Source organism: Legionella sp. km535 (assembly GCF_003990085.1).
In the GTDB taxonomy this organism is placed as follows: Bacteria; Pseudomonadota; Gammaproteobacteria; order Legionellales; family Legionellaceae; genus Legionella; species Legionella moravica.
The window spans coordinates 59041-83342 of the sequence record NZ_RZGU01000015.1 but is presented as its reverse complement, the minus strand read 5'-3'; the positions used below and the strand labels follow the sequence as shown (position 1 = coordinate 83342).

Here is a 24302-nt window from a genome sequence, read left to right as displayed (position 1 = left end):
GCATAACCAAACGCCATCAGTTCAAAGCAAACTTTTGGCGTGGAGACATCACGCGAAGACACTTTAAGGATATTAAACTCAACACACTAATCAAACTCAGTACCATCATAAAAGACTCAACGCGCTCAACCCCCATCAAACTCGTTATAAAACTGAATAATGCAGAGCAGTTAAACTGACAAAACAAGGTAAGCGCCAAAGCCATGGCCATTTGTTTAGGAAAAGGCCGTACAACCGATGCGGTAGCTGAAGCGACGATAAATCCCGTACCAAAATAATAGGCCATCATTGGGATAACAAAACTAAGGATTATATTGTCTGAAGTGAAGGAAAATAGCCACATGGACACAGCTGACAAAGCAAATAAACGAACGCCCAGGGCAGTCAATTGCACGCTTTGATAAGAGCTGACCATCAGACCGCAGCATGCAGTACCTAATAAATGCATAATGGCCATAATTGTTTTAATTGTTCCATATTCCGTACTGGTAAAATGAGCACCCTTGATAAGAATAAACGAGGCGCTGGTATTAAAAGCAGATTCTCCAGCCATCATCAACGCGGAAATCATTAAATAGCTGACAAAGACAGGATGTCTAAAAACCAGAAGCATGCTCTTTTTTAAACCCTGTGGCACTAAATTTTGCGGCTTTGTTTCTACTAAACACCCACTTAAGAGCAATAAAAGCAGACCATAAGCAGCAATAATCAACAAGGCAACTCGCCAACTCCAGTAACTGTTTATAAGCCCGCCAAACAAAGAGAGAAAACAAATAAACACACCTGCCAAAGTAAATAACCAGGCAAAATATCGAGTGGCATTTTGCTCATTCTGAGTATCATTTATCATAGCCCGCCCCATTAACAAAGTTGCACCGACTGCAATACCTTGAACAAAACGGCATAACAAAAGAAAGTAAATTGAAGAACTGATTGACGCCATCAAGTTACTGGAAACAAAGAGAATCAACCCACCAATAAATACTGATTTTCTGCCATAATAATCAGAAACTAGTCCCCAGATCACCATGCTCAGCGCTTTCCCCAACAAAAACAGACTTACGGTCAGTTGTGCCATAGGGGCTCCCACCGAGAAATAGTCTGCCAATGCGGGCAGTGATGGAGTAAGAAAATGAATGTCCATATTCCCTAGAAACCAGGTCAATAATACCATTAATAAAGCACTTTTTTTCATGTCGTCGCTTCACCATAGGAACGGGATTCATCCTGGATGTGTACAGGAGACGCCACTTGAAACAGCATAACGGAAAGAGCAAATAGCCCATAAACAGCAGCAATGACCAAAAAGATTAACGGATAGGAAATGGAATCAGCTAGCAATCCGCCCAATAACAACCCAATCAGATTGCCTGTTTTGGCGAAGGAATTGGCAATACCCAAAGCATAACCAGGCAAGACAGCACGATCGGAGCACAAAGCAAACAAAGCGGGCAGTAACGCAGCAAGAACCACACCCCAAAGGACGCGAAGGGCAACAAATAGGAAAAAATTGCTGATAAAAGCCTGCATTATCATTAGAACCATACCCAACACGCTGTAACGTATCAAATACTGATTGACCAGTTCCCGATGATTACGACAGCGATCAAACTGACGACCACACCATTCCGAACTCAACAACATTCCAACAGCTGGCATTGAGTAGAGCAAACCAATCATCATTAAATTATCAGTAAGCGAATGATGCAAATAGAGTGAAAAACCGGGTTCTGGCAGGAATTTGGCTATTTGAGTCAATGAAATTAAGAAACACAATAAATAAAAAATACTTCTGGAACCTGAAAGTGAAGAGGTTGTTACTGGTCGATGAGGTACATTATTTTTAGTTGACGGGGGTAAACAAAATTGCATCAGCAAGGTTATACTTAAACACACAAGGCTTGCTATACCATACAAGCCTTGATAATCAGCGAACGTCAATATTATTCCGCCAACAAAACCGGCAATTGCCGTAGCCATTGCTTTAGTTGATTGCAGTCGGGATAATTGCCTGCCTTTACTTCGCCATTCACAAAGACTCAGTGCATAGGTTTGCAAAGCAACAATAAATCCGGCAAACGCTCCCTGCAGGATGCGGATCACCAATACCCACTCAACGGAGTGAACACAGAGCATACTTGCCTGAGTCACTACTAAAGCCCAGCAAGCACGAAGAAGCATCGGTTTATAGCCAAAACGATCAGCGACCCTACCCCAGAAAGGTGCAACTAAAATGTTGGCCATCATTGGAAGGATAAAACTCAATGTGCTGTAGAATACTCGCTCATCCACAGACACATGACTTTGGGAAGCAATCAACAAAGGAAGAAATGGGTTGGTCATTTCCAAAGCCAGGATCATAAAAAACTGCCCCAATAAAAGGGTACTTTGCACTGACTTAATCATTAAAATCGCTCAACGGATTATCAAGAGAAAAGTAGTTCAGCTCATCCTGATCCTGATTCAGTCTCATGGTCAACAGACTTTTATGTTGCCAGGGCATGCTCAATAATTGCTGATAATGCCAGCGATAAACAGTGGGATGAATCTCCTCTCGATAATGCTCTAACAAGCCTTTTAGTATTGTCCGAACCTGAAGCCACAGTTGATCAACAGGATAGCCATAAACAGCATTTAAACTCTTAACCCAAGGGGTCAGATTACTTAAAAAATTTCCATGGATGAATGTTTGAGACAAACCGTTCAACTCAGAACAAGTAATTGTGGACACCGGATGTAAATCTGGCTTGGTTACGTGATGATACAGTTCATGAAGACAAATTTTTATCCCGCCCAAATCCCTGATGACCAGTCCTACAGGTCGATTATTTTGGATCATAATGAGCGTGTTTTGTTGATGGGCTTCCAGGGCAATACCGTAACGTAATAATAAATACAATTGTCCAGCCAAGACACAATGACAATATACAGAAAAGTATGCTCTGGGATTTAGTGTACTGCTTTGGATTAATTCAATTAATAATGGAGTATGACTGATTGGAGACGTGGCAAACATTGCTGCCAAAGGAATCAAGTATTGCGATTCATCCGTATGGTTCAATGGATTTTCACGAACCAACATGGCTGCATGTTTCCTATCCTGCTCAGAAATGGACTGATCTGAGACATTAATCCCAGCCAAATCTCTGGCAATGTACAAAGCACCTCCAAAGTTATGGTGCTGTGCCAATAACTCACTAAGCCATGTTGAAAGAATTGAAGAATTATATACTGACGCAGGAGAAACGGTACGCATTGCCGAAGTCGTATGCACACCAACCGCTAATTTTAAATGAGGTTTATTCGCTCCTGCTGGCATCATGGTACGAAACGACATTGAAGGCCTGGTATTTTGAATATCAGGAATAATGATGAATCGCCTTGAGTCAATTAGGGAAGAGCACAATGTTTTTAATTTATTATTCCATTGCCAGGGATGCACCGGTAATGGCAAATAATGATCAGGATTTAGTTGCATCGAAAGGAGTATCTGATTCCAGTTTTGAAACTCCCTGGGAAATTGATTCGCGAACAGCAATCGGTAGTTTAGTTCATCTATTGAGGTAAAAGCCACTGAGTAATGGATTGCCGCCCAATGTATGTTTACCTGGGTATTAAATTCAGGTGAATAGCGAATGACCTCATTGGAGCTGAATCCTTTTTTCGCGCGAAAATTGGGATGATAAGGATGGCCTGTACAACCCCACTGCTCCAGAAAATCCATCACTCCCTGTCGGTCATAATGCTCCATTAACCAAGCCCATAAGGTGGAATGGTTTCTTGCTCGAATTTTTAGAGTCTGTTGCCAATGATGACGATACACGAGAGCAAAAGCCTGATTTAATATGCTCTCTTCCAGTTCTTGCTCCAAGCCACTCCAGCGATCAAATAAATCCAATTGATTGGCAGTTTTTTGCTGATTTTTCAATAGATTCAGATAGTGATGAATAGAACATACTGGGTATTTGCGTTTAATTAAATGCTCACTTAGAGCGGCATGCTGAAGTCTTGAAAAACAATCCTGATAAGCTGTTTCAATAAACGTATCCAGCTTTTCTGGCGCGTGATGCAGACCTTTCTCAATGAGTAATGTATGCAATGGATGATTTACTTCCTGATACATGTTCACCTTCACTTTCATTGTATTTATCCATAATAAACTGAATTAAATACACTATAAATGATAATGATTCTCATTTGCAACAATTAATTTATCTAATTTAAAGCGTGTTGACCCTTTGCTTCCTCTGTGTGTACAGGCCAAAGATCCACTTAAAAATTGACGACAGCTTGCATGGCAAAATTATTGACCTGAACCGAATTTCCAACAACCCATCGATTCAATCCTGAGGCTATAGCGTTAGCGGGATAGCCATAGTCCTTAAAATATTGAAACTGCAGACTCAAATAACGGTATGGATTGAATGAAAAACCAACCCCAACTCGTTGTTTAGGAAGTCTTAATGCCAACGCCTGAGAGGAATGATCATAAAACCCAATTATTTTAAACGGGATAGTATTAATTTTCAATTCATAAGCAGTCTGTATACTGAATGCCTTAGGTTGAGCCCCTTTATTATTGTAACTCAAATCCTCCTTAGCAAAAGGACGCAGGGCCATCACAGCAGTGAGATACGCACTCCATTTTTTATTGTACAGATTCACATAACCAGAAAATCCCGGTACATCACTGCGAATACGCTGAGATAAAAATCCTCCGAATCCTTTGTTGTATTGAGATAATTGAGTTTCAGCGAAGGAGCGCAAGTAACTGCCGCCAACATCATAATGCGCATCACGAACTCCAATATTTAAATTGTAATACACAGGTAAAGATGAAGACTTTATTCGTGAATAAGGCTCAAAAAACGAAACATTGGCATAAATCGAATTTTCATAACTGAATACTGTAGTGACTTCATTGATTTGCCCAAGTGCCTTGGTTAAAGGTTTATAAATAAGATCATTTTTATAACGCCCAAAAACGAGCCATTTTTTTCCTGCTTCGAAAAAAAATTGAGAAGGATACAGAGTAAAGGTGTCAAAAAGCTGTTCAAAATAAAGTGACGGTGCAATGGGAGTAGGTACTGTGTTGTATATCAATAAAGCGTTTACTTTATTCCAGTCCGTCACCCGCCATTCAGAGCCTAATTTGATATTGGATAATTGCTGATTGAGCAAATACCGTTCACCCTGAGCAGCCGAGTTAGTCGCATTAAAAAACAGATGCCCATCATAAGAAACATTTTGATGGTCAAACAAACGACTTGCAGAATCAGCGCAATTCATAAAACTACACATCATGACTAATGTACTAATCCAGGTTATCCAATAGAATTTGGCCATAATACGGACACGATGAATGATACCTTAAATGAAAATGAGAATCATTATCATTTAAATTCATCGAATTTGGAACACCTGTTTTTTTATTACTGACACTCTGCGTGCGTTAATTCATCACAATGAATCGTGTGAATCCAGGGTGTGGTCATAACTTTGTGAGGGAGTTAATCCAGAAAAAGCTTTAAATTCATGAATAAAGTGAGCCTGATCATAATAATTGCTGCGTTCCATAATAGCCTCCCAACTGATCCCGTTGCGTAAATACGTTAAGGTATTTTGGAATCGTTTCGTGAGCAAAAATTTTTGTGGGCTGATCCCAATATAATCCTTAAACCGCCGTTCCAGAGTCCTTTTGGTGTACCCAAAATCATGAGCCAAATCAGTCACATTAGTGTTCACGCCAAGAGTCATTATTCGTTTGGTCTGCATAATAAACCGCTCATCGACACGCCTACCCATATGGGGACACAAACCACTAAAAAATACTTCCAGTGCTGGCACAATTTCATCGACTGTTTGCAAAGACAAAAGCTGTTCTTCAAGAATGTCTTGAAGCATTGTACCGAAAATATCAGCCACATTAAGTGCCTTATTCGTCAAAACGCTTGCAGACTCATGAAACAATAATGGGACAGCCCATGGATAAAAGGTGATCAACAATGTTCGGGTAATACCACTTGAATACTGATAATCTTTATACTGCGTCTGCAGTCCACTCAGACCACACCTATCCAGTTTGATTTGCTTGCCTTCCTGAAGTAACAATAAAGAACCCGAATATTGAAAACCCATAACGACATACAAATCAGGCATTACCCTGTAGGGTATAATGTTATTTTGTTCTTCTGCAGAATCAATCGCAATACTCTTAACAAGAGAAGACAAAACAGGATGTAACAGTTCGGACAGAGGTAATACTTGCATCTACAGACTCTGGAAAATACATATATCAAAATAACTAATAGATTTATTATTATACAACTCTACTGCTCAAATAGCGAATTTAGTTCTATTCAGGCGATGTCCTTGAAATTTATTTGAGCTTTGCTTGTAATGAATGATCACCTACACTCCCCTCCACGTCATCCCGAACCCGAACGCTGCACTGTCTCTTGATCACATCTTGCCCACGACCAACGGATTTGATCGCAGAACCAGGATGGCTGTGCTAAAACATGGGATCCCGCGGTCACAGCCGCGGGAATTCGCATGAAATGTGAGTACATGCTGCATTTCGAAACCCCGCAGCGAAGACTTTGGGATCTAATACGTCAATGCCACCATCATGGATCCCGCGCTCATAGCCGCGGGAATTCGCACGATATGTGAGTACATGCTGCATTTCGAAACCCCGCGGCGAAGACAGTGGGATCTAATACGTCAATGCCACCATCATAGATCCCGCGCTCATAGCCGCGGGAATTCGGTGGATTTGTGAACAAGGTTTACTCTTCAAATTCCCGCTACATAACCATGGGATTTCAATTCAAATGTGAGCAAAATCTAAGCCTCGAATTCCCGCGGCTATGACCGCGGGATCCATTTTTTTTAGCCTCACCCCTTTGAATTGTATGGGCAAGCTACACAGCGTAACAAAGAGTTGCTCGCAACTTTATCCTCTCCAAATCATTAAAAAACCAACCAAAATCTACTCATTGAATATCCCAGGTATGACTGCGATATAACAACTCTGAAAGATTAGATCCCGCGGCCATGACCGCGGGAATTCGAAGAGTACATTTTGTCGCATTTTTACAATACGAACTTATTCAATTATCGCATTATGAACTCTCTGATTCATATCACTCAATTCTATGGAGAAACTCGATGATGCAAAACAACCAATCGATAAGTGCACTTTACCCCTTTCAATCCCATTTTATAAAAATTAAGGGGTCAAATTTACATTACATTGAAGAAGGTGAAGGCAGACCCATTTTGTTCCTGCATGGCATGCCGTCTTCATCGTATCTGTGGCGAAACATTATTCCTCATCTTAAAGCTTATGGACGCTGCATTGCCCTGGACCTCATTGGTCATGGGAAATCGGACTCCCCTGATATCGAATATTCTGTTGCAGACCATTTAGCCTATCTGACTGAATTTATCGAACAACTCGATTTAAAGGATATTTTAATTGTCGGTCACAGTTGGGGAGCAACACTAGGCATCGCTTACGCTAAAGAGCATGAACACAATGTTAGAGGATTAAGCTACCTGGAGCCCATGTTGGGAGCATGGAACAATTGGGAGGATTTTAATCCCAATAACCCAGCAGCTCAGGAACTGTTTAAGACATTTCGCTCCACGGACGGCTGGGAACTCATTGTGAATCAAAATATGTTTCTTGAACAAATTTTTGTCAATGCATCGATGCGCGAACTTTCTCCTGAAGAGAAAAACAATTACATTCGTCCTTTTCAAGCAATAGAACGACGAAAAGCAGCCTGGAAAGCTCCTCAGGAATTACCAATAGAGAATAATCCAGCCGATGTTGTGAGGCTTGTTGATGCCAATTATTCCTGGATGAAACAAACAACCATCCCGCAATTATTTTTTTATACAGATCCTGCCGCCTTTTTCACTAAAGAAGCTGCTGAACAATTCGTACAACAAGCACATGCAGTAACGCCCTGTCTGTTAGGACCAGGTGCATACAATCACGCTGAAGATTACCCTCATGAAATTGGCTTTACCTTAGCTGCGTGGATTATTAATAATTATTCGTTACGCTCGACAATGCCACAATTCAGTTTTTATACCACGATTCATAAAGCCATTAGAAAAGCTTTATTTGATACTGCTGTGCTTGCGGGACAAACTGATTTTTTTGATAAAGACAGAAGAAAACCGTTCATTGAGCAATATGCTGATTTGATGAATTTGCTAAGAAATCACTCTTTACATGAAGACACCTACATCCATCCGCTCTTGACAGGATCCAATGGGCATCTGTCTATTGAAAAAGAGCATGAACAACTAGAAAAAGAAATTCAAAAACTTGAGCAGATGTTCCGAATAACTTGTGAATGTCAAGACCGATTATTATGTCATGAATTAGGTAACCTGTTTTACCTCAGCTTCAATGAGTTTATTGCTCATTATGTACAGCATTTGTTTGTTGAAGAAACACAAATTATGCCCGCATTGCGAGACGCAAACCCTCTTCCAATCCTGGTGTCTGCTATGAATGAATTTAAAAATTCACAATCAGAAGAGGATAAAAAGCAAGCGCTCGGGTTGATGTTCAGCGCCATCAACATCGATGAAATGTTATTTATGATAAAGAATATGCAACAAAATGCCAAACAGGAAGATATTGGAGGGATGTTTAAAATTTAAACTATACTGAATTGGGAAGAATATGAATTGTTGTAGTATTGTCTAATTCATATCTTGGATAATTACCAAGAGGAGTCCTCTTTATGAACACCTATATCAAATCACTGTTTTTGGCTTTATCGCTTTCCTTTGCTCCTTCCGTTGTGCTTGCCGATGATTGCAATGTCAGCGACTGTACCGGCGCAAAAGCTTCTGACGAAATTAACTGCCCGGGACATGGTTGTGGTTGTTACTGCGATGAAAATGGAAATGCTCGATGTAAATGCACTCAGCCAAATTAAAAGCCCACACCCTGCTCTTATACAATCTCTTTGTAACGACAAAGAGATTGTAAATACCTAAAAAAGAGGCAACTCATTTAAAAGTTCTTGCTCCAATAAGACTGTAGTTTCATTGATTGCCCGTTCTACAGGTTCTGAAAATCCGGTATGATATTCAATATCCCCAATCTCTATCCCGTACAAAATGATGTGCTCAGGCAATTCACCGAGGCTACGCCCCAGAGCAAGTGTCTGCGCGACGCCCATGTCATGAGTAGAAAGCATAGCATTGAGCTCGAAAATTTCTTCATTGTGAAAACGATGAATCGTTCCTGGAGGGTTACCTGACTGAATGGCATCGATCAAATACACTCTATTGGCTTGCCTCATTAACTCAAGTAACCGTACACCAGGTCTGTCATGTGCTTCGATAAGGATCATACTGCTCTTGCGATGTATTAGCCCCCTCTGTTTCAAGCGTTCAGCAACTATGCAACCGGCCCGATCATCGCCAAAAGGTGAGCCTATCCCAAGTACTTTTATATCCGTCATGTTCGATTTACAGTTAACTTTAGAAAGTGCGTCGAGCATGAAATACAGGGGTCGTAATTACGAATGATCATTTCGCTAAAATGTCTTAATTCATCTTCCCTTTTATTCAACCCAAACTGTCTTAAAGAAATGCCCAAATCTTCCTCAATACGTGCCTGGTTTTGACTGGTAGGAGGGACTATACGCGCGAAACTGAGTATACCCTCGTGATCCAAAGCTATATTCTGCCATAACATCCCTCTGGGGGCCTCTGTGCACCCAAAGCCCACTCCTGCTTGAGGTACTATTTCAGGATGTGACAATTCAGGGAGTTCATACTGTTCCAAAATACGTATGGATTCAAGAACTGCATAATACAGTTCAACCGCGCGGGCAATAATGCAATGATACATATTACGTGAAGGAAAATGAATATTCAGATCCTGTAACAAAAGATGAATAGGTACAGGAAGATGTCCGAAACAATTATTAAGCCTGGCCAAAGGGCCAACCAAATAGGGCTTGTTCTGTAACAAACAATGCAAAGCGGTTGAATAAGAAACCTGATTCTCAGTGAAGTACGCGTTAAACTCATCAATACTGATGTTCAAGCCGTGATCAGAGACAATCCGGCCTTCATTCATAGGATATTCAGTGGGATGATACAAAGACACTGAGGTGAACTCATGGGAATTATCTGGCAATTTAAGAGTTGCAAGCCATTCAATTAATCCAACACAATCAGCCACCCGCTCTCTGGCTTTTTCCAGCATTAAATTGATTTCTGTACGCTGAGGCGCTTTATAAAAACCACCGACACAAGCACCTACCGGATGTACCGAACGTCCACCCAATAATTTAATTAAATCATTGCCAAAGGCTTGCAAACGCATTCCTCTGCGCACTTCTTCAGGATGGTATTTAGCCATTTCAGGAACTGAATTAAACCCCAAAAAATCAGGTAAAGCCAAAAAATGAATGTGCATGCTATGACTTTCCAGCCACTCGCCACAATAAAACAAGCGACGCATGGTTCGCACCCAGGGACTGGGTTGTATCGAAAAACACTGTTCAATCGCCTGAGTTGCGCTCATTTGATACGCTACAGGACAGATACCACAAATCCTGGCGACAATATCCAATACTTCTGTGTAACTGCGCCCTTCCAGAAATTTCTCAAACAATCGTGGTGGCTCATAAATTTTTAATTTTAATGTTTCGATTTCGCTATCACGAATATGCAGCTCCAGTGCACCCTCACCTTCAACTCGCGCCAGTATAGGAACATTAATCGATACGTTATTACTCATTGATAATCCGAATTCCCTTAAAATAATTGCCTGCTTTTTTGAAGGCGGGCGCTTGATTATTAATCTGTAAAAATTGTCTTGAGACCGCTTCTTTATTGATTCCCCAGGATTCAAAACGCGTTCCTAAAGAAGTAGTATTAGGGTTTTCTTTAGGTCCATAACAGGCATAGCAGGCACGCCCCAATGAAGGGCAAAGCGAGCCACAACCTAATTGAGTTACCGGTCCCATACACGGTTGTTTTTTAGTAATTAAAACACACACATTACCCTTACGCTTACACTCCATACACTCAGAATCTTTTTTTATGCGGGGTATCGAATGCGACAGTAGAAAACGAATAGCTTCCAATACCTGCTTTCCATTCACAGGACATCCCCAAAGCTCCCAATCTACACGAATATGCTGAGAAATGGCAGTGGATGTACTCAGGGTCTTGATGTACTCGGGAGAGGCATAAACGCTGGCCATCCATTCATCCGTATCAGCACTATTTCGTAATGCCTGAATCCCTCCGGTAGTGGCGCAGGAGCCTATGGTGATAATGTATTTGCTTTGCTCCCGGATTTTTTTGATTCGTTCTTCTTCATGTGGTGTAGAAATACTGCCCTCAACAAAGGCAATATCAACTCTTGCATCAACATCTACTGTGCCTGCTTCAGCAAAATGTACCAGATCAACCAATTCGGCCAAAGCCAGCAAGGCTTCTCCTGCATTTAAAAAGGCCAATTGGCATCCATCACAGGATGTAAATTTATGTACAGCAACACGTGGCTTCATAGGATTCTCAAGCAGTCAAAAATTAAAACCCTGGTTCTTTAAATAAAGCTTTAATTTGAGAATAAGCAAATACAGGACCATCCTTACAGACAAAAAGTCCGCCATACTGGCAATGGCCGCATTGCCCAATTCCGCATTCCATATTTCGTTCCATACTCAAAAACATCTGGTCGTCGGAAAGCCCTTTTCCGCCAAGCACTTTAATGGCAGTATGCATCATCATCTCTGGCCCGCACATCATCGCTACGGTCTGCTCTGGATTTAAAGGTATTTTATCGATCATATCCGTTACATAACCCACACTCCATGGCCATTTGGGGCCTGCCTGATCTGCGGCAATATGTACTTCAGTGTGAGGCGATTTCTGCCATTTGGCGTATTGCTTTCGAAAGATAAAGTCATCGCTATGCTTTACCCCCTGCAAGATGCTGAGATGACCGTAGTGTTTTCTTCTCGCTAAAATATAATTAATAATTGAAATGGAAGGAGCACATCCCAAGCCACCGGTTAGAACAACCACGTCTTTTCCTTTTACTTCTTCGAGTGGCCATCCTCGACCATATGGGCCGCGAATACCCAGTCTATCCCCAATCTGCAATTGCTGTAATGCCCGTGTTACGCGACCGACAGCCCGAATTGTATGAGTAAGGACGCTTTGTTCTCTGGGATCAGAAACAATGGATATAGCAACTTCCCCCACACCATAGAGGTACAGCATATTGAACTGCCCAGGATAAAAGCTGTAGCGTTGATGAAGATCTGTGTCAGCAAATCTCAGATGTAATGTAAAAATTGAATTTGATTCCTGTATTCTATCAACGATTTCAACTTCATAAGGCAAATAAGGATCAGGACAGGTATTAATCACTTTTTTTAATCCTCACATTGGATTCCCCGGAGATGGCAGCCAGTTCTTCTGTAATATCAATACCCACAGGACACCAGGTAGCACATCGTCCACACCCCACACATCCGCTGGTTCCAAACTGATCAAACCAGCTTCCTACTTTATGCGTGAGCCATTGACGATATTGTTTTTGCGTGTCATTACGGATGACTGTTCCGTTTATATTGCTGTGTCCTGTAGTGAAACAGGAATCCCATTCTCTTTGATGTTCGCTGCTCGAACCATCCAGCTCAGGTTTTTCGACTTCACTGTGACAAAAACAGGTTGGGCAAACCGAGGTGCAATTTCCACAGGACAAACAACGCTCGGCAACGTCTTCCCAGCGAGAATGATTTAAATTGGCAAACAATAAATCGCGTAACCCTTTTTGGTTGTCCAAAGGTATCTTTTTGGTTTGCATGTCCCCGGCATTTTTAACTTGAGCAGCCGCATTCGCGCATTGTGCTTTTTGTGCCTGAATCAAGACTAAAGCATCAATAATTTCTTGACCTCGCCTACTGCCCGTTCTTACCACAAAGCCATCATCAACTTCAGTCATAAGAATATCAAAAGGATCCTTAACTTCTGGTCCAGTACCTGCCGAAACGCAAAAACAATTCGCAGAAGAATAGGTACAGTTGACTGCAACAACAAATAATTGTTCTCTTCTCTTCATATATCGTGGATCCGGTTTACTGCCTTCAACAAATACTTTGTCCTGAATACGCATCGCGGCTAAATCACAGGAACGCGCGCCAATAATCGCAACCGGTGATTCCTTCGGATGGTGTGATTTAAAATCTAATTTACCCTCTTCATTACGAACAACAGTCCATAAGGTTTCCTGCGGTTTAAATAAAATCGGTTTGATGGCTTGAGGGCCGTTGGCAAAAGCAAAGGCTTTGCGTTCCTCGATTTGTTCCAACCGATATTCTCCGGGAGCTTGATGATCGCGAAGACTCCAAGGCAATTGATCTGCCTGAGTCAGGACATCATAGACTATGGCATGATCACGTACTTGCGGACCGATACAGGAATACCCTGCACCATGCAAAGCATCCAATAATTCTTGCAACCGGTTATGGGGTAAAAAATAACTGTTTTTATCGTGCATGCGGAAAATCCTTATAAGTCGACCTAGCAAATCCTCGGTAATTGTTCACCCATCAACCAATCTATAGTCCTCATTCCCCCTAGCTTTGTTTTTAACTGAACAAAATGTCGGGGATCTTCAATGACCTCACCGATGATTGCCGCATGGACCCCCAGAGGATGGGAACGCATTACAGTCAATAATAATTCGGCATGCTCCGAAGAGCAAATCACTACCAGTTTTCCTTCATTAGCCGCATACAACGCATCCAGACCCAACAGTTCGCAGGCACTGGCTACTTCTGTTCGAACTGGAATGCTCGATTCATCAATGAGCAATCCAACTCCTGATTGAAGTGCCAATTCATTTAAAGTCGTAGCAAGTCCGCCACGGGTAGGATCGCGGAGGCAATGAATGTCAGGCACGGCTTGTACCATATGTGAAACCAGGCCATGTAATGAAGCCGTATCCGATTGAACCTGAGTTTGAAATTGCAAATTATTGCGATGCGCCATGATGGCAACCCCATGATCGCCTATATAGCCACTCACAATAACGCGATCACCTGGCCTGGCACGATCACCGGAGATATAAATCCCCTCAGGCACAACCCCAATCCCGGTCGTAGTAATAAAAACACCATCCCCCTTCCCTCGCTCAACGACTTTGGTGTCACCGGCAATGATGGCGACCTGCGCCTCTTTAGCAGCTCTGGCCATAGACTCTACTATTTTTTTTAGATCGACCAGCGGGAAACCTTCTTCAAGAATAAAACTGGCAGTCAAGTACAACGGTTTGGCACCGGACATTGCAATGTCATTAATCGTACCATGCACGGATAATGAACCAATATCGCCCCCGGGAAAAAATAATGGAGAAATGACATGGGCGTCAGTAGTCATCACCATACGCCCTGATGAGACCGCAAAACAGGCTTGATCATTTTTTTGCCCTAACCATTCATTATTAAAAGCAGGTAAAAACAGTTGGTCAATTAACTGAGCCATGGCACGACCGCCACTGCCATGAGTTAAATTGACTAAGCCATCCTTAAAATTCAGTTTGGGGCCTTTATGGGTTCGGCTAAGCACGGCTTCTGTCATAGTGCATTCACCCGTCCGTATGCATATACAGCGGCACAGGCTCCTTCCGATGAAACCATGCAGGAACCCAGAGGATTTTCTGGCACACAGGCTTTAGCAAACAATGAACACTCCTTCGGTTTTTTTATTCCACGCAATACATCGCCACAAAGGCATTGCTTGTGTTCTTCTCCCTCAGTTTCAGGTAAGTCAAAACGCCGTTCCGCATCAAACTCCCCATACTGGGCTTTAATTTGCAAAGCACTATGGGGGATATAACCCAGACCTCTCCACTCAAATTGATCTCGTAATTCCAAAACTTCCGCCATGATTTGTTGAGAGCGCTGATTTCCCTCTCGATTCACTGCTCGTACGTACTGAATCTCTACCTCACATCGACCCTCATTAATTTGCCGAAGCAGCATCGAAATCGAATGCAAGACATCCAAAGGTTCAAATCCGGAAATGACAATGGGTTTCTTATAAGTAGAGCAAACCGCCTCATAGGGCTGGCTTCCTATAATAATGCTGACATGAGCAGGCCCTACAAATCCATCCAGATTTACTTCCCCAGATTGCAACAAGCTGTCCATGGCAACAGGAGTAAGGACGTGATTACAAAAAACACTAAAATTACTGATGTTTAATTGTTTCGCCTGCTGAATCACCAGGGCTGTAGGAGGGGTTGTGGTTTCAAAGCCAATGGCAAAAAACACCACTTCCTTAAGCGGGTTTTCCTGAGCAATTCTTAGCGCATCATCCACGGAGTAGATCATCCGGACATCAGCACCCGAGGCCTTGGCTGTTAAAAGACTTTGTCGACCAGAGCCGGGGACTCGCAGCATATCCGCGTAACTGCACAAAATCACATTCGGCATCCTGGCAAGACTGATTGCTTTATCGGTTCTTGCCATAGGTAAAACACAAACAGGACAACCAGGACCATGGATCAGCTCTACATTATCCGGCAATAAATCCGGGATACCGTAACGATGAATCGCATGAGTATGACCACCACAAAACTCCATCAACTGATACTGACGATTGGGATCGGCCAATGCTTTGATTTCATGAGCAAGAGCTTTTGCATAATTGGCATTTCGGAACTCTTCAATGTATTTCATTCGCTCTGTTCCTTTAGCATTTCAGCAAACAGACTCAAAGTTTTTTGAGCCTCACCTTCGTCCAGACGAGTTAATGCATAGCCTGCATGAATAATGACATAATCCCCTAGGTTAACCTCTTTCACCAGAGCTATTGAAATATCTTTGGTGATACCGCCCAATTGAATAATGGCTCTATCGTTTTCAAGAATTTGAGTAATTTGTGCCGGCATTGCTAAACACATCATCTGTCCTTACATTATTCCAGTAATCCATGCCTGTCCCAATGAAATTCCACCATCATTAGGCGGCAGAGTTCGAGGCAACAACGGTGTGATTCCGAATTGAATTAATGCCTTGCTTAATCCTTCGGCCACGACCTGATTTAAAAAACAACCACCGCTTAACAGCACCCTATCGAGAGCTTTCTCTCGACAAACTTTGGTGATCCATTCAGCAAGCCCAGCAATTAAGGTCCCGTGGAACACATTGGCTCCTCTTACCGGATCGGCAAGATCGGATAAATAATCAAAAACGGGCATGATATCAAAAACATTATCCATTATCCGCCAGCCCTGTTTCAATACTTCAGGCTTGGTCACCAGGCTTTCCAACTTCATTGGCGCTTGCCCCTCATAAAAAGACAGCGTTTGAACACCCAACAGAGCGCTTGCTGCATCAAATAAACGCCCACAACTTGAGGTCTGAGGACAATTAATACCTTGTTTCAATAAAAGGTGTAGTGCTTGTGCGGAGGGTTGCTCGGCAAACCGCGCTTCTATTTCATGGCTTCTACCTAAATGGTGCAACACACCTGCCGCCATGCGCCATGGTTCTCGAGCAGCAATCTCTCCGCCGGGTTGCGGAATACAGGCTAAATGCCCTAATCGTGTGAATCGCGCCTCGTCCAATAACAACAACTCGCCTCCCCATGCTGAACCATCTATTCCATATCCATAACCATCCAAAGCCAGACCAATAACGGGGTAATCAATATGATATTCTGCAGCTACTGATGCAAGATGAGCGTGATGATGCTGAATGGCATAAGATGGAACCCCATAATTTTCTGCGAATCGGGTAGTATAAAAATCTGGATGCATGTCATGGGCTATTCGTTCTGGCTCAACATCCAAAAAACGCTTTAAATGCTCCAGAGTCTCATGAAAAAACTCAATCGTTGCCTTATTGGTTAAGCTCCCTATATGTTGAGACACAAAAGCTTCATCTCCGCGAGTAATGCACAAGGTATTTTTTAAATGCCCCCCTACTGCCAAAACAGAAGGAATGGCTCGAGGCAATTGAATAGGCTGAGGAACGTATCCTCGGGAGCGACGAATAAAAAGCGGGGCATCATTCACCATATGGACAACCGAATCATCAGCTCGGGTGACTATCTGACGATTGTAGGATACCGTTTGTTCCGCTATAGAGGACAGTTTGTCTCGCGCTTCATTATCGTCGATAATTAAAGGCTCACCACCAAAGTTAGCGCTGGTTACCACCAAAATCATTGCTTGAAATTCATCAAGCCATTGGCTCCCCTCAGGTTCTCCTGCCAAGGCATGAAACAAAAGATAATGAATTGGGGTGTAAGGCAACATCACTCCAAGGTGATTTAATCCCGGAGCCAACGCATCAGGTAGGGTTCGATCTTTTTTTTCCAACAAAACTATAGGTCTCTCTCGACTCGCCAATACGATTTTACCTTGTTCCGTCACGTGAACGAGAGCTTCAGCACTAACACGATTTGCCGCCATCAATGCCAATGGCTTTGCTTCTCTGTTTTTGCGTGCTCTGAGCTTTAAAATACTGGCTTCATTTCGCGCGTCGCAAATTAACTGATATCCACCCAGGCTTTTTAATGCAATCACTTCTCCACGCAGTATCCGTTGCGCTCCATCATGAATAGATGAAGAAAGGTGCGGACCGCAATCGCTACAAGCTGTAGGTTGGGCATGATAACGTCTGTTTTCAGGATTTAAATAATCAGCACTACACCTTTTACACAGCGGAAATGCATCCATTGAAGTTTGACACCGATCATAAGGCAAACCACGTGTTATTGAATATCTTGGGCCGCAATGAGTACAATTGAGAAAGGGGTATAAATAATAATGGCTTTTTGGATCAAATAATTCGTTCAGGCATTGAGGGCAAACACAGGTATCCGGACTAATTATCGTACTTACGGTTCCAGGTGTACTCTCTCGAATGTCAAATCCCGTTTCCTCTGATATTAATGGAATGAATAATAACTGAGTTTGATTCATTTTTGCCAATGGAGGTAAGTTACTTTTTAACTCATCTAAAAAACGCTCACTTTGACTTCCCTGAATCTCTATAAGCACCCCCGCGCCATTATTCTGAATCCATCCGGTTAAATTCAGTTTTTTCGCAATCCTGTATACACAGGGCCTGAAACCGACCCCCTGAACTTGACCCTGAATCTGAATCTGCAGCCTGTTGCACTTCATTTACATCTTCTTTAAGTCAGAAAGCCCCATTAATTGAGTGTTCAACCATTCATACCATACTTGCAACCCGTCACCACTCTTTGTAGAAAGTGGCAGGATTTCAAGTTCAGGATTGATTCTGCGGGCGTATTCTTTACATTGCTCCAAATCAAAATCAACATAGGGGAGAAGATCCGTTTTAGTGATCACTAATAAATCTGCGGCATGGAACATATCGGGATATTTAAGGGGTTTATTATCCCCTTCGGTAACGGATAACATGACGATTTTATAGTGTTCACCCAAATCAAATAAAGCGGGACAGACCAGATTACCTATGTTTTCAATGATTAAAATCGACCGCTCCTTCAACGGGAGTCCTTCTAACGCATGCCCCACTCGGTGAGCATCCAAATGACAGACTTTTCCCGTATTAATTTGGATGGCTGTTCCACCACTGTCTTTAATTGCACTGGCATCAAAATCAGTTTGTTGATCACCAACAACTACCGCTATATCAATGATCGTGTTTAAATCGCTTATTGTTTTGGCAAGCAAAGTCGTTTTTCCTGAACCGGGGCTGGACATCATGTTTAATGCCAAAATATTTTTTTGCAAAAAATAACGTTCATTGTCCTTAGCGTACTGATTATTTTTTGCCAGAATATTTTGTTCAACCTGAATCAAATGCCCTTCATGCTCCTGATGATCATGATGATGATCATGATGATGATGCTCGTGCTCTATACTATGATTCGATTCTTCAGTACATCCGCAAATTCCACACATTATTCAACCACCATGGATTTAATTCGTAACTCTTCACCCTGTATAATACTTAATGCATGACTGCCACACTTGGGACAATCATCGTAGTATTGTTTAACAGGTACCTTTGCATGACAGGCATGACACAGAGCTTCACCGGGAACTTCAATAACTTGTAGCTCGGCATTTTGAGCGACAGAGCCCTGCGCTATCACCTTAAAACTAAAATTCAATGATTCCAGGTCAACAGCACTTAACTGGCCAAGTTCCAAAACAATTGTTTTAACCTGCGCATATTGTTTCGCAACTGCTTGTTGAGTAACAAGCTCAAGGATACTCTTGCACAACCATAATTCATGCATCACCAGTTCCCTGTTCAATGAAACGATATTTCGCTCTAGAGTACTCCATCACCACCTATTATGGGAAGTACCGTACAGAAACAGAAGATACTACAAAACCTGCATTCCTTTTTATTGCTGGCATAGACGCAACTTCCCAAATTAGGTTAATATGCGCAGTCTTAATATCAGTGGTAAGCCCATTAAAATCATTATGTCAAAAACTACACAAAACAAAAAACTGATTTCCTGTGTCGTTCCTGTATTTAATGAGGAAGAAATCGTTGCTGAATTCGTTGCCGCGCTGGATAAAACGCTCAAAGGGTTAAACTACCCTTATGAAATGCTCCTGATCGATGATGGCAGTCAGGACAATACGTTCACGATTATTCAACAATTAAGAACGCAATTTCCCATTCGATACCTTCGTTTTAGCCGTAATTTTGGAAAAGAAAAAGCAATAAGCGCCGGATTGGATCATGCTCGTGGAGATGCAGTTATTCTGATGGACAGCGACTTTCAGCATCCACTTGAATTATTAAGTGAATTTGTGCGTCAATGGGAGCAAGGCTATGATATGGTTTATGCCGTTCGTCAAAACAGATCAGACGAGTCCTGGCTAAAAAGAACCTGTGCAAAAGCTTTTTATCAATTTACTTCTAAAATAAACCACATCAATATCCCTGCAAATGCTGGAGATTTTAGATTACTAGATCGAAAAATTGTGAATGCCCTGCAACAATTGCCGGAACGCAATCGCTTTATGAAAGGGTTATACAGTTGGGTTGGTTTCAAACAAATTGCCATTCCTTTTGAAGTGCAACCTAGAAAATCTGGCACATCACAATGGAGTTTTTATTCTTTGCTGGATCTGGCAATCACAGGCATTACCTCATTTACCGCCTTTCCCTTAAGAATGATCGCTTTAGGAGGAATAGGGGTCGCCACAGCAGCCTTATTCTATGCGGCATGGATCATTATCAGCACCCTGATATTTGGCATACAGACTCCCGGTTGGGCAACCATAGTCACAGCCATAACCTTCTTTGGTGGATTGCAGCTCTTTGCTATAGGCGTAGTAGGAGAATACATTGGGCGTATCTTTGATGAAGTAAAATACAGGCCACATTATATTATCGATGAGGATTCCAGCTTTGATGACAGCAGAACTTAAACTATCTCATCGACTGGTTTACTACACAGGTATTGGTGCAACATCCGCTTTTGTACACATTATGAGCGTACTCTGTTTGGTCACCAGTTTCGCTATCAGCCCACTGATTGCCAATATTATTGCTTTTTTAATCGCATTTAACATCAGTTTTATGGGTCACAAATACCTGACATTTTCCAAACTTCAAGATCAAAAACAATTAAGTTTACCGCATTTTTTTCTGGTCGCAGCCTCTGCTGGACTACTGAACGAATCACTTTATTTTCTCTTGTTGCGTTTCACCCATTTAAATTATTTGATTGCTTTGATCCTGGTATTAGGTTTAGTCGCTGTCTACAGCTATTTACTCTCAAGATTCTGGGCTTGTCGTTAAACTCAAATTAATTTGATGCTCCTCACAATCACGCAAAAATTCATTACTCATAAAATAATTCAGTTCTTGTTTTCGAGTAATTGAAATCACATCATCAGGATCGTCCCCCTCTCCTGGATGACACATGATTAGGGTACCATGAGGCACCTGAGCCAACCATTGTCGAAACAAGGCTCTATAATCTGAATCAGGAGCAAAATCATACACGCCAGAAAAACAGCTGTTGTGAGGGATATTCCATTGCTGCAACTGAGTATGGAATTTTTCCCCTCCAGTTCTCGCCAAGAGTACTGACTTCACTTTAAATTGGGGAAGCGCAATTGCCGGATAAGTGGAGCGGATGAATATTCCTTTTTCCTTTAAGTTTCTTTGTTGATACAGATCAAGCAGGACTTCTCGTATTACTGGAAACTGATGGACGTGTTGATGGCCGTCTATGAATTCAGGATATTCTCCCATCACCCCCACATAATGATCGAGCTGAGCATTCAATTCATTAAGAATCTGTGCTTTGTGAATCATTCGGGTATGAGCTCTTAGAATCAACTCATTTAAACGAAAACACTTTTTTTCGGGATTTGATAAAAATGAACCCTCGGTGAGATTAAAATGCAGGCCTGTACGAATCTGATTTTTCAGAATTAGCAAGTCTTTGGCATATATGGGAAAATCCGGTTCGTTCACCATGCAGCTTACTGCAGACAATCGATTCATTCGCACCAGCTTTAAAATACCCAGAGAAATCCCTTGATTCAGGCCAAAATCATCCGCACATAAAATAATGTTTTTAAATGAGCTCATCAGAATTTATGCCGTCTTGGGAAGTGTTTTTGTCATTAAGAAGCGAGTGCTTAATATATTGATACAAAGCCCGCTGATAACTAACAAACCAGCCTCCAGCTTCCATAATTGAAAAGGCTCACCCAATATCAAAATAGAACCAAGCATTCCGACTACAGGAACTAATAAAGTAAACGGAACAATCATTCCGACAGGATATCGACTAATCAGCCAGTTCCAGACCCCATAACCAATCCACGTTGAGACATAGACAATATAAGCCAATGAAGCACAACCCTTCCAGCTTAAATGCTCATAGGTATAACTGAAACTTCCAGGCCCTTCAAATAGTAAAGCAAGAAGAAACATGGGAAAACACGCAACAAAGCTGCCCCATACAATAACTGAAATTAAATTATTCGTTTTAATCTGTTTGGTTATCAGGTTTCCAATACCCCAGGTAGCTGCGGCTCCCATGATAAATAAAAATCCCGGTAACGATACATTGGAATCAAAATGCATGGCAACCAGCCCTATACCTGAAAATGAAACCAGGGCACCAACGAGTTGACCGGCAGTTGGGGCTTCCCCAATAAAAATTATGGCAAAAAAGATACTGAAAAATACTTGCACCTGCATCAATAAAGAGGCCATTCCAGGAGTCATACCGACCTGCATGCCAATAAACAGCAGAGCAAATTGTAAAGCAAACATCACCAACCCATACGCTGCAATAATACGAAAAGGGACTGCAGGTGGTTTTATAAAAAATACCGCAGGAACACTTGCCATCAGGAATCGTAGAGCACAAAGCAGTAAGGGAGACATTTCATCAAGACCCCACTTGACGAATATAAAATTAATTCCCCAAACTAGCACTACCAACAGGGCTAACAATATATGAGATATAGGCATGGTGAGTTCTTTTGAATAAAATACCCCTCCATTTTAACTTAAAAATTGGACAATTGCTAAGTATTAAAAATTTTTGCTTCATATTAGATCACCTTTATTACTAAATTTGATAAAATATCCTTAATTTTTAAATAATGATAAATATTTAACCTACGTGAAGATAATTAATACTCCCTTAAGGATCCCTTGCTACAATTTAACTTCACATTTTCTAATTGTATTTGGAGAAACCCATGGCGAAGACAAAGACAGACAGGTCTGCTAATCTAGTGAAAAAAGACTCTTTTTTTCATAGCCGCTTACAACTTTTGGTCGCTGGCGCATTATTTCCTGTAGGCAAAGGTGATTGGTATAAAGAAAAAGGGTATGGAGCCAAAACAGTTAATCCAGAAGAAAATGCAGCATTTGATGATTTCCTTCAACAACAAAAAACAGATGAAAACGCGCTATACTACAAAGCGTTTAAAGGTTTGAATTTTAACTTAACCATGGTTGATTCAAAATTAACCACCGGTAAAAACTGCCAACTGGAAGTTCTAAAATGCGCACCGCCAGTAGGCGCAGAACAAAAGCCAGGAACGGGCAAACACATCGTTTATTTTCCTGGAGCAAATACATACTATCAAGCCTGCTTCCGCGATATTACTGCTGCTGCCAAGCAAACTGGCGCCACAGTTCATGCATTCAATTTTCCAGGCACAGGAAAAAGTACTGGACAGGTTCGAGAAGCAAATGACTTAACCAATGCCGGTATCTCTGTCGTGAAATCCTTACTAAAACAAGGCGTTCATCCTGACGACATCATTTTACAAGGTGACTGTTATGGAGCAGGTATTGCCCTGGAAGTAAAAAAACAATTCGAAGATCAAGCTCATATCAAGCTGCGCGTAGTCATGAATAATGCATTTAAATCATTTAAAGCCGCAGTGTACGACATGATTACCCAATCAACCTGGATACCTAACGCATTAAAATCAATAGTTAAAACGCTGTTGCAATTTACTGGATGGCATATTACACCCGGTAAAGATTATGTTCAGTCCAATCCCTACCAATGTCACATTCAGCACAATGGCGATCAAACACTGATCTCTGCATCTTTATCCGGTAAAGTCAGCAAATATCATGGAGAAATGAAATCAGGTAAAACCAAATCTGAGAAAAGACAGCCTATGGTTGATAGTTGCCCTGAAGAATACAAGCAAGATCGTGATGAACTGGACGGTATGCATATTGTACGAGTTAGTGAAGCAGCAAAAGAACGATTAGGCAATAAATTTGGCAGAGACAAATTTGGTAATGTGAATGCTCATTTCGCTGATTTGTGCGAATTGGAGATGCTTAATGGCAAGTCTGTTTATGAAGGATATGTTAACGTATATCTCGAGCGCTCAGACCGATACATCCAGGCTCATCCCCAAATATGCGTTCCAGAAGAGATCAAAATCAATTATCTTGCTCCAGCTCATGCTATGGAAATCACCCAGCAAGAAGCGGAAGACCTCCAGGAAGTTGCTGGCTTAATTGAGTCACAACAATTCAGAGCCGATATTAATTTTGGAGAAGATGTTCCATCATCCGAACCTCAAGCTCAGATGAGCTGATTACTTCTCACTGAGAACGGTGTTGAAGCACTGTATTCTTAATCTGCTCGGATATCTCCTTTAAAGGCCGGATGTTGCAAGACTTCCGGCCTTATTATTTCTTTGATGCCATAAAATTATTTAGTAATTCTGTAGTTCAGTTCTTGCCTCTCTCACGTTA

At 41.7% G+C, this 24302-nt stretch carries 23 protein-coding genes; 5 read left to right on the top strand and 18 right to left on the bottom strand.

The genetic code is table 11. From position 1 onward, the window contains the following. Positions 1 to 16: 16 nt before the first annotated feature. The 5 genes from ELY21_RS10255 to ELY21_RS10235 all read right to left on the bottom strand — a co-directional run bounded on the left by ELY21_RS10255 (position 17) and on the right by ELY21_RS10235 (position 6270). Complete coding sequence (locus tag ELY21_RS10255; RefSeq protein ID WP_127109205.1) at positions 17 to 1195, bottom strand: MFS transporter; 1179 nt, start codon at positions 1193 to 1195, stop codon at positions 17 to 19. Beyond that, a complete protein-coding gene (locus tag ELY21_RS10250) occupies positions 1192 to 2406 on the bottom strand; it encodes an MFS transporter (protein ID WP_127109203.1) in 1215 nt (404 codons plus the stop codon). The genes ELY21_RS10255 and ELY21_RS10250 overlap by 4 nt, the downstream gene beginning before the upstream one ends. Continuing rightward, complete coding sequence (locus ELY21_RS10245) at positions 2399 to 4141, bottom strand: IucA/IucC family siderophore biosynthesis protein (RefSeq protein ID WP_127109201.1); 1743 nt, start codon at positions 4139 to 4141, stop codon at positions 2399 to 2401. Before ELY21_RS10245 ends, ELY21_RS10250 begins: the two co-directional genes overlap by 8 nt. 131 nt (positions 4142 to 4272) lie before the next feature. Further along, positions 4273 to 5346, bottom strand: coding sequence for an LbtU family siderophore porin (locus ELY21_RS10240; protein ID WP_233588702.1), 1074 nt, complete (start codon positions 5344 to 5346; stop codon positions 4273 to 4275). A 114-nt stretch (positions 5347 to 5460) separates the two neighbouring features. Then, positions 5461 to 6270, bottom strand: a complete 810-nt coding sequence (locus ELY21_RS10235) for an AraC family transcriptional regulator (RefSeq protein WP_127109199.1) — start codon at positions 6268 to 6270, stop codon at positions 5461 to 5463. 903 nt (positions 6271 to 7173) lie between these two features. Between ELY21_RS10235 and ELY21_RS10230 the strand changes: the two genes are divergently transcribed. Both ELY21_RS10230 and ELY21_RS10225 read left to right on the top strand, forming a co-directional pair. Next, positions 7174 to 8688, top strand: coding sequence for a haloalkane dehalogenase (locus ELY21_RS10230; RefSeq protein ID WP_158618546.1), 1515 nt, complete (start codon positions 7174 to 7176; stop codon positions 8686 to 8688). Positions 8689 to 8771: 83 nt separating this feature from the next. Continuing rightward, on the top strand, positions 8772 to 8969 hold the full coding sequence (locus tag ELY21_RS10225; protein WP_127109195.1) for a hypothetical protein: 198 nt from the start codon (positions 8772 to 8774) through the stop codon (positions 8967 to 8969). Positions 8970 to 9026: 57 nt separating this feature from the next. Here ELY21_RS10225 and ELY21_RS10220 read toward each other — a convergent pair whose 3' ends face one another. Genes ELY21_RS10220 through hypA form a run of 11 tightly spaced genes read right to left on the bottom strand, consistent with a single transcriptional unit; the run spans position 9027 to position 19317 of the window. Beyond that, entirely contained in the window at positions 9027 to 9500 is a 474-nt protein-coding gene (locus tag ELY21_RS10220) for a hydrogenase maturation protease (protein WP_127109193.1), read from the bottom strand. Then, positions 9497 to 10789, bottom strand: coding sequence for a Ni/Fe hydrogenase subunit alpha (locus tag ELY21_RS10215; RefSeq protein ID WP_127109191.1), 1293 nt, complete (start codon positions 10787 to 10789; stop codon positions 9497 to 9499). Before ELY21_RS10215 ends, ELY21_RS10220 begins: the two co-directional genes overlap by 4 nt. Continuing rightward, positions 10782 to 11567 carry a sulfhydrogenase subunit delta gene (locus ELY21_RS10210; protein ID WP_127109189.1) on the bottom strand — a complete coding sequence of 262 codons (786 nt, stop codon included), beginning with the start codon at positions 11565 to 11567 and terminating at the stop codon, positions 10782 to 10784. Before ELY21_RS10210 ends, ELY21_RS10215 begins: the two co-directional genes overlap by 8 nt. Positions 11568 to 11589: 22 nt before the next feature. Continuing rightward, on the bottom strand, positions 11590 to 12435 hold the full coding sequence (locus ELY21_RS10205; RefSeq protein WP_127109187.1) for an FAD/NAD(P)-binding protein: 846 nt from the start codon (positions 12433 to 12435) through the stop codon (positions 11590 to 11592). Further along, the gene (locus ELY21_RS10200) at positions 12428 to 13567 is read right to left on the bottom strand and encodes a 4Fe-4S dicluster domain-containing protein (protein WP_127109185.1); all 1140 of its coding nucleotides are present in this window, start codon (positions 13565 to 13567) and stop codon (positions 12428 to 12430) included. Before ELY21_RS10200 ends, ELY21_RS10205 begins: the two co-directional genes overlap by 8 nt. Before the next feature lie 23 nt (positions 13568 to 13590). Continuing rightward, the gene (gene hypE / locus ELY21_RS10195) at positions 13591 to 14649 is read right to left on the bottom strand and encodes a hydrogenase expression/formation protein HypE (protein ID WP_127109183.1); all 1059 of its coding nucleotides are present in this window, start codon (positions 14647 to 14649) and stop codon (positions 13591 to 13593) included. Next, on the bottom strand, positions 14646 to 15752 hold the full coding sequence (gene hypD, locus ELY21_RS10190) for a hydrogenase formation protein HypD (RefSeq protein WP_127109181.1): 1107 nt from the start codon (positions 15750 to 15752) through the stop codon (positions 14646 to 14648). Before hypD ends, hypE begins: the two co-directional genes overlap by 4 nt. After that, positions 15749 to 15979 carry a HypC/HybG/HupF family hydrogenase formation chaperone gene (locus ELY21_RS10185; protein WP_233588701.1) on the bottom strand — a complete coding sequence of 77 codons (231 nt, stop codon included), beginning with the start codon at positions 15977 to 15979 and terminating at the stop codon, positions 15749 to 15751. The genes hypD and ELY21_RS10185 overlap by 4 nt, the downstream gene beginning before the upstream one ends. A gap of 6 nt (positions 15980 to 15985) precedes the next feature. Further along, on the bottom strand, positions 15986 to 18208 hold the full coding sequence (gene hypF, locus ELY21_RS10180; RefSeq protein WP_127109179.1) for a carbamoyltransferase HypF: 2223 nt from the start codon (positions 18206 to 18208) through the stop codon (positions 15986 to 15988). Next, entirely contained in the window at positions 18209 to 18976 is a 768-nt protein-coding gene (hypB, locus tag ELY21_RS10175) for a hydrogenase nickel incorporation protein HypB (RefSeq protein ID WP_127109177.1), read from the bottom strand. Further along, positions 18976 to 19317 carry a hydrogenase maturation nickel metallochaperone HypA gene (hypA, locus tag ELY21_RS10170; RefSeq protein ID WP_127109174.1) on the bottom strand — a complete coding sequence of 114 codons (342 nt, stop codon included), beginning with the start codon at positions 19315 to 19317 and terminating at the stop codon, positions 18976 to 18978. Before hypA ends, hypB begins: the two co-directional genes overlap by 1 nt. Before the next feature lie 193 nt (positions 19318 to 19510). On the opposite strand from hypA, the gene ELY21_RS10165 reads away from it, so the two are divergent. After that, a complete protein-coding gene (locus ELY21_RS10165; protein WP_127109172.1) occupies positions 19511 to 20470 on the top strand; it encodes a glycosyltransferase family 2 protein in 960 nt (319 codons plus the stop codon). Beyond that, entirely contained in the window at positions 20454 to 20843 is a 390-nt protein-coding gene (locus tag ELY21_RS10160) for a GtrA family protein (RefSeq protein ID WP_028383762.1), read from the top strand. The genes ELY21_RS10165 and ELY21_RS10160 overlap by 17 nt, the downstream gene beginning before the upstream one ends. Here ELY21_RS10160 and ELY21_RS10155 read toward each other — a convergent pair. Together ELY21_RS10155 and ELY21_RS10150 are read right to left on the bottom strand one after the other, a co-directional pair. Then, a complete protein-coding gene (locus ELY21_RS10155) occupies positions 20820 to 21644 on the bottom strand; it encodes a ChbG/HpnK family deacetylase (protein WP_127109170.1) in 825 nt (274 codons plus the stop codon). The genes ELY21_RS10160 and ELY21_RS10155 overlap by 24 nt on opposite strands. A 6-nt stretch (positions 21645 to 21650) precedes the next feature. Continuing rightward, positions 21651 to 22538 carry an EamA family transporter gene (locus tag ELY21_RS10150; RefSeq protein ID WP_127109168.1) on the bottom strand — a complete coding sequence of 296 codons (888 nt, stop codon included), beginning with the start codon at positions 22536 to 22538 and terminating at the stop codon, positions 21651 to 21653. A 233-nt stretch (positions 22539 to 22771) separates the two neighbouring features. On the opposite strand from ELY21_RS10150, the gene sdbB reads away from it, so the two are divergent. Beyond that, a complete protein-coding gene (gene sdbB, locus ELY21_RS10145) occupies positions 22772 to 24142 on the top strand; it encodes a Dot/Icm T4SS effector alpha/beta hydrolase (protein ID WP_127109166.1) in 1371 nt (456 codons plus the stop codon). Positions 24143 to 24302 lie beyond the last annotated feature (160 nt).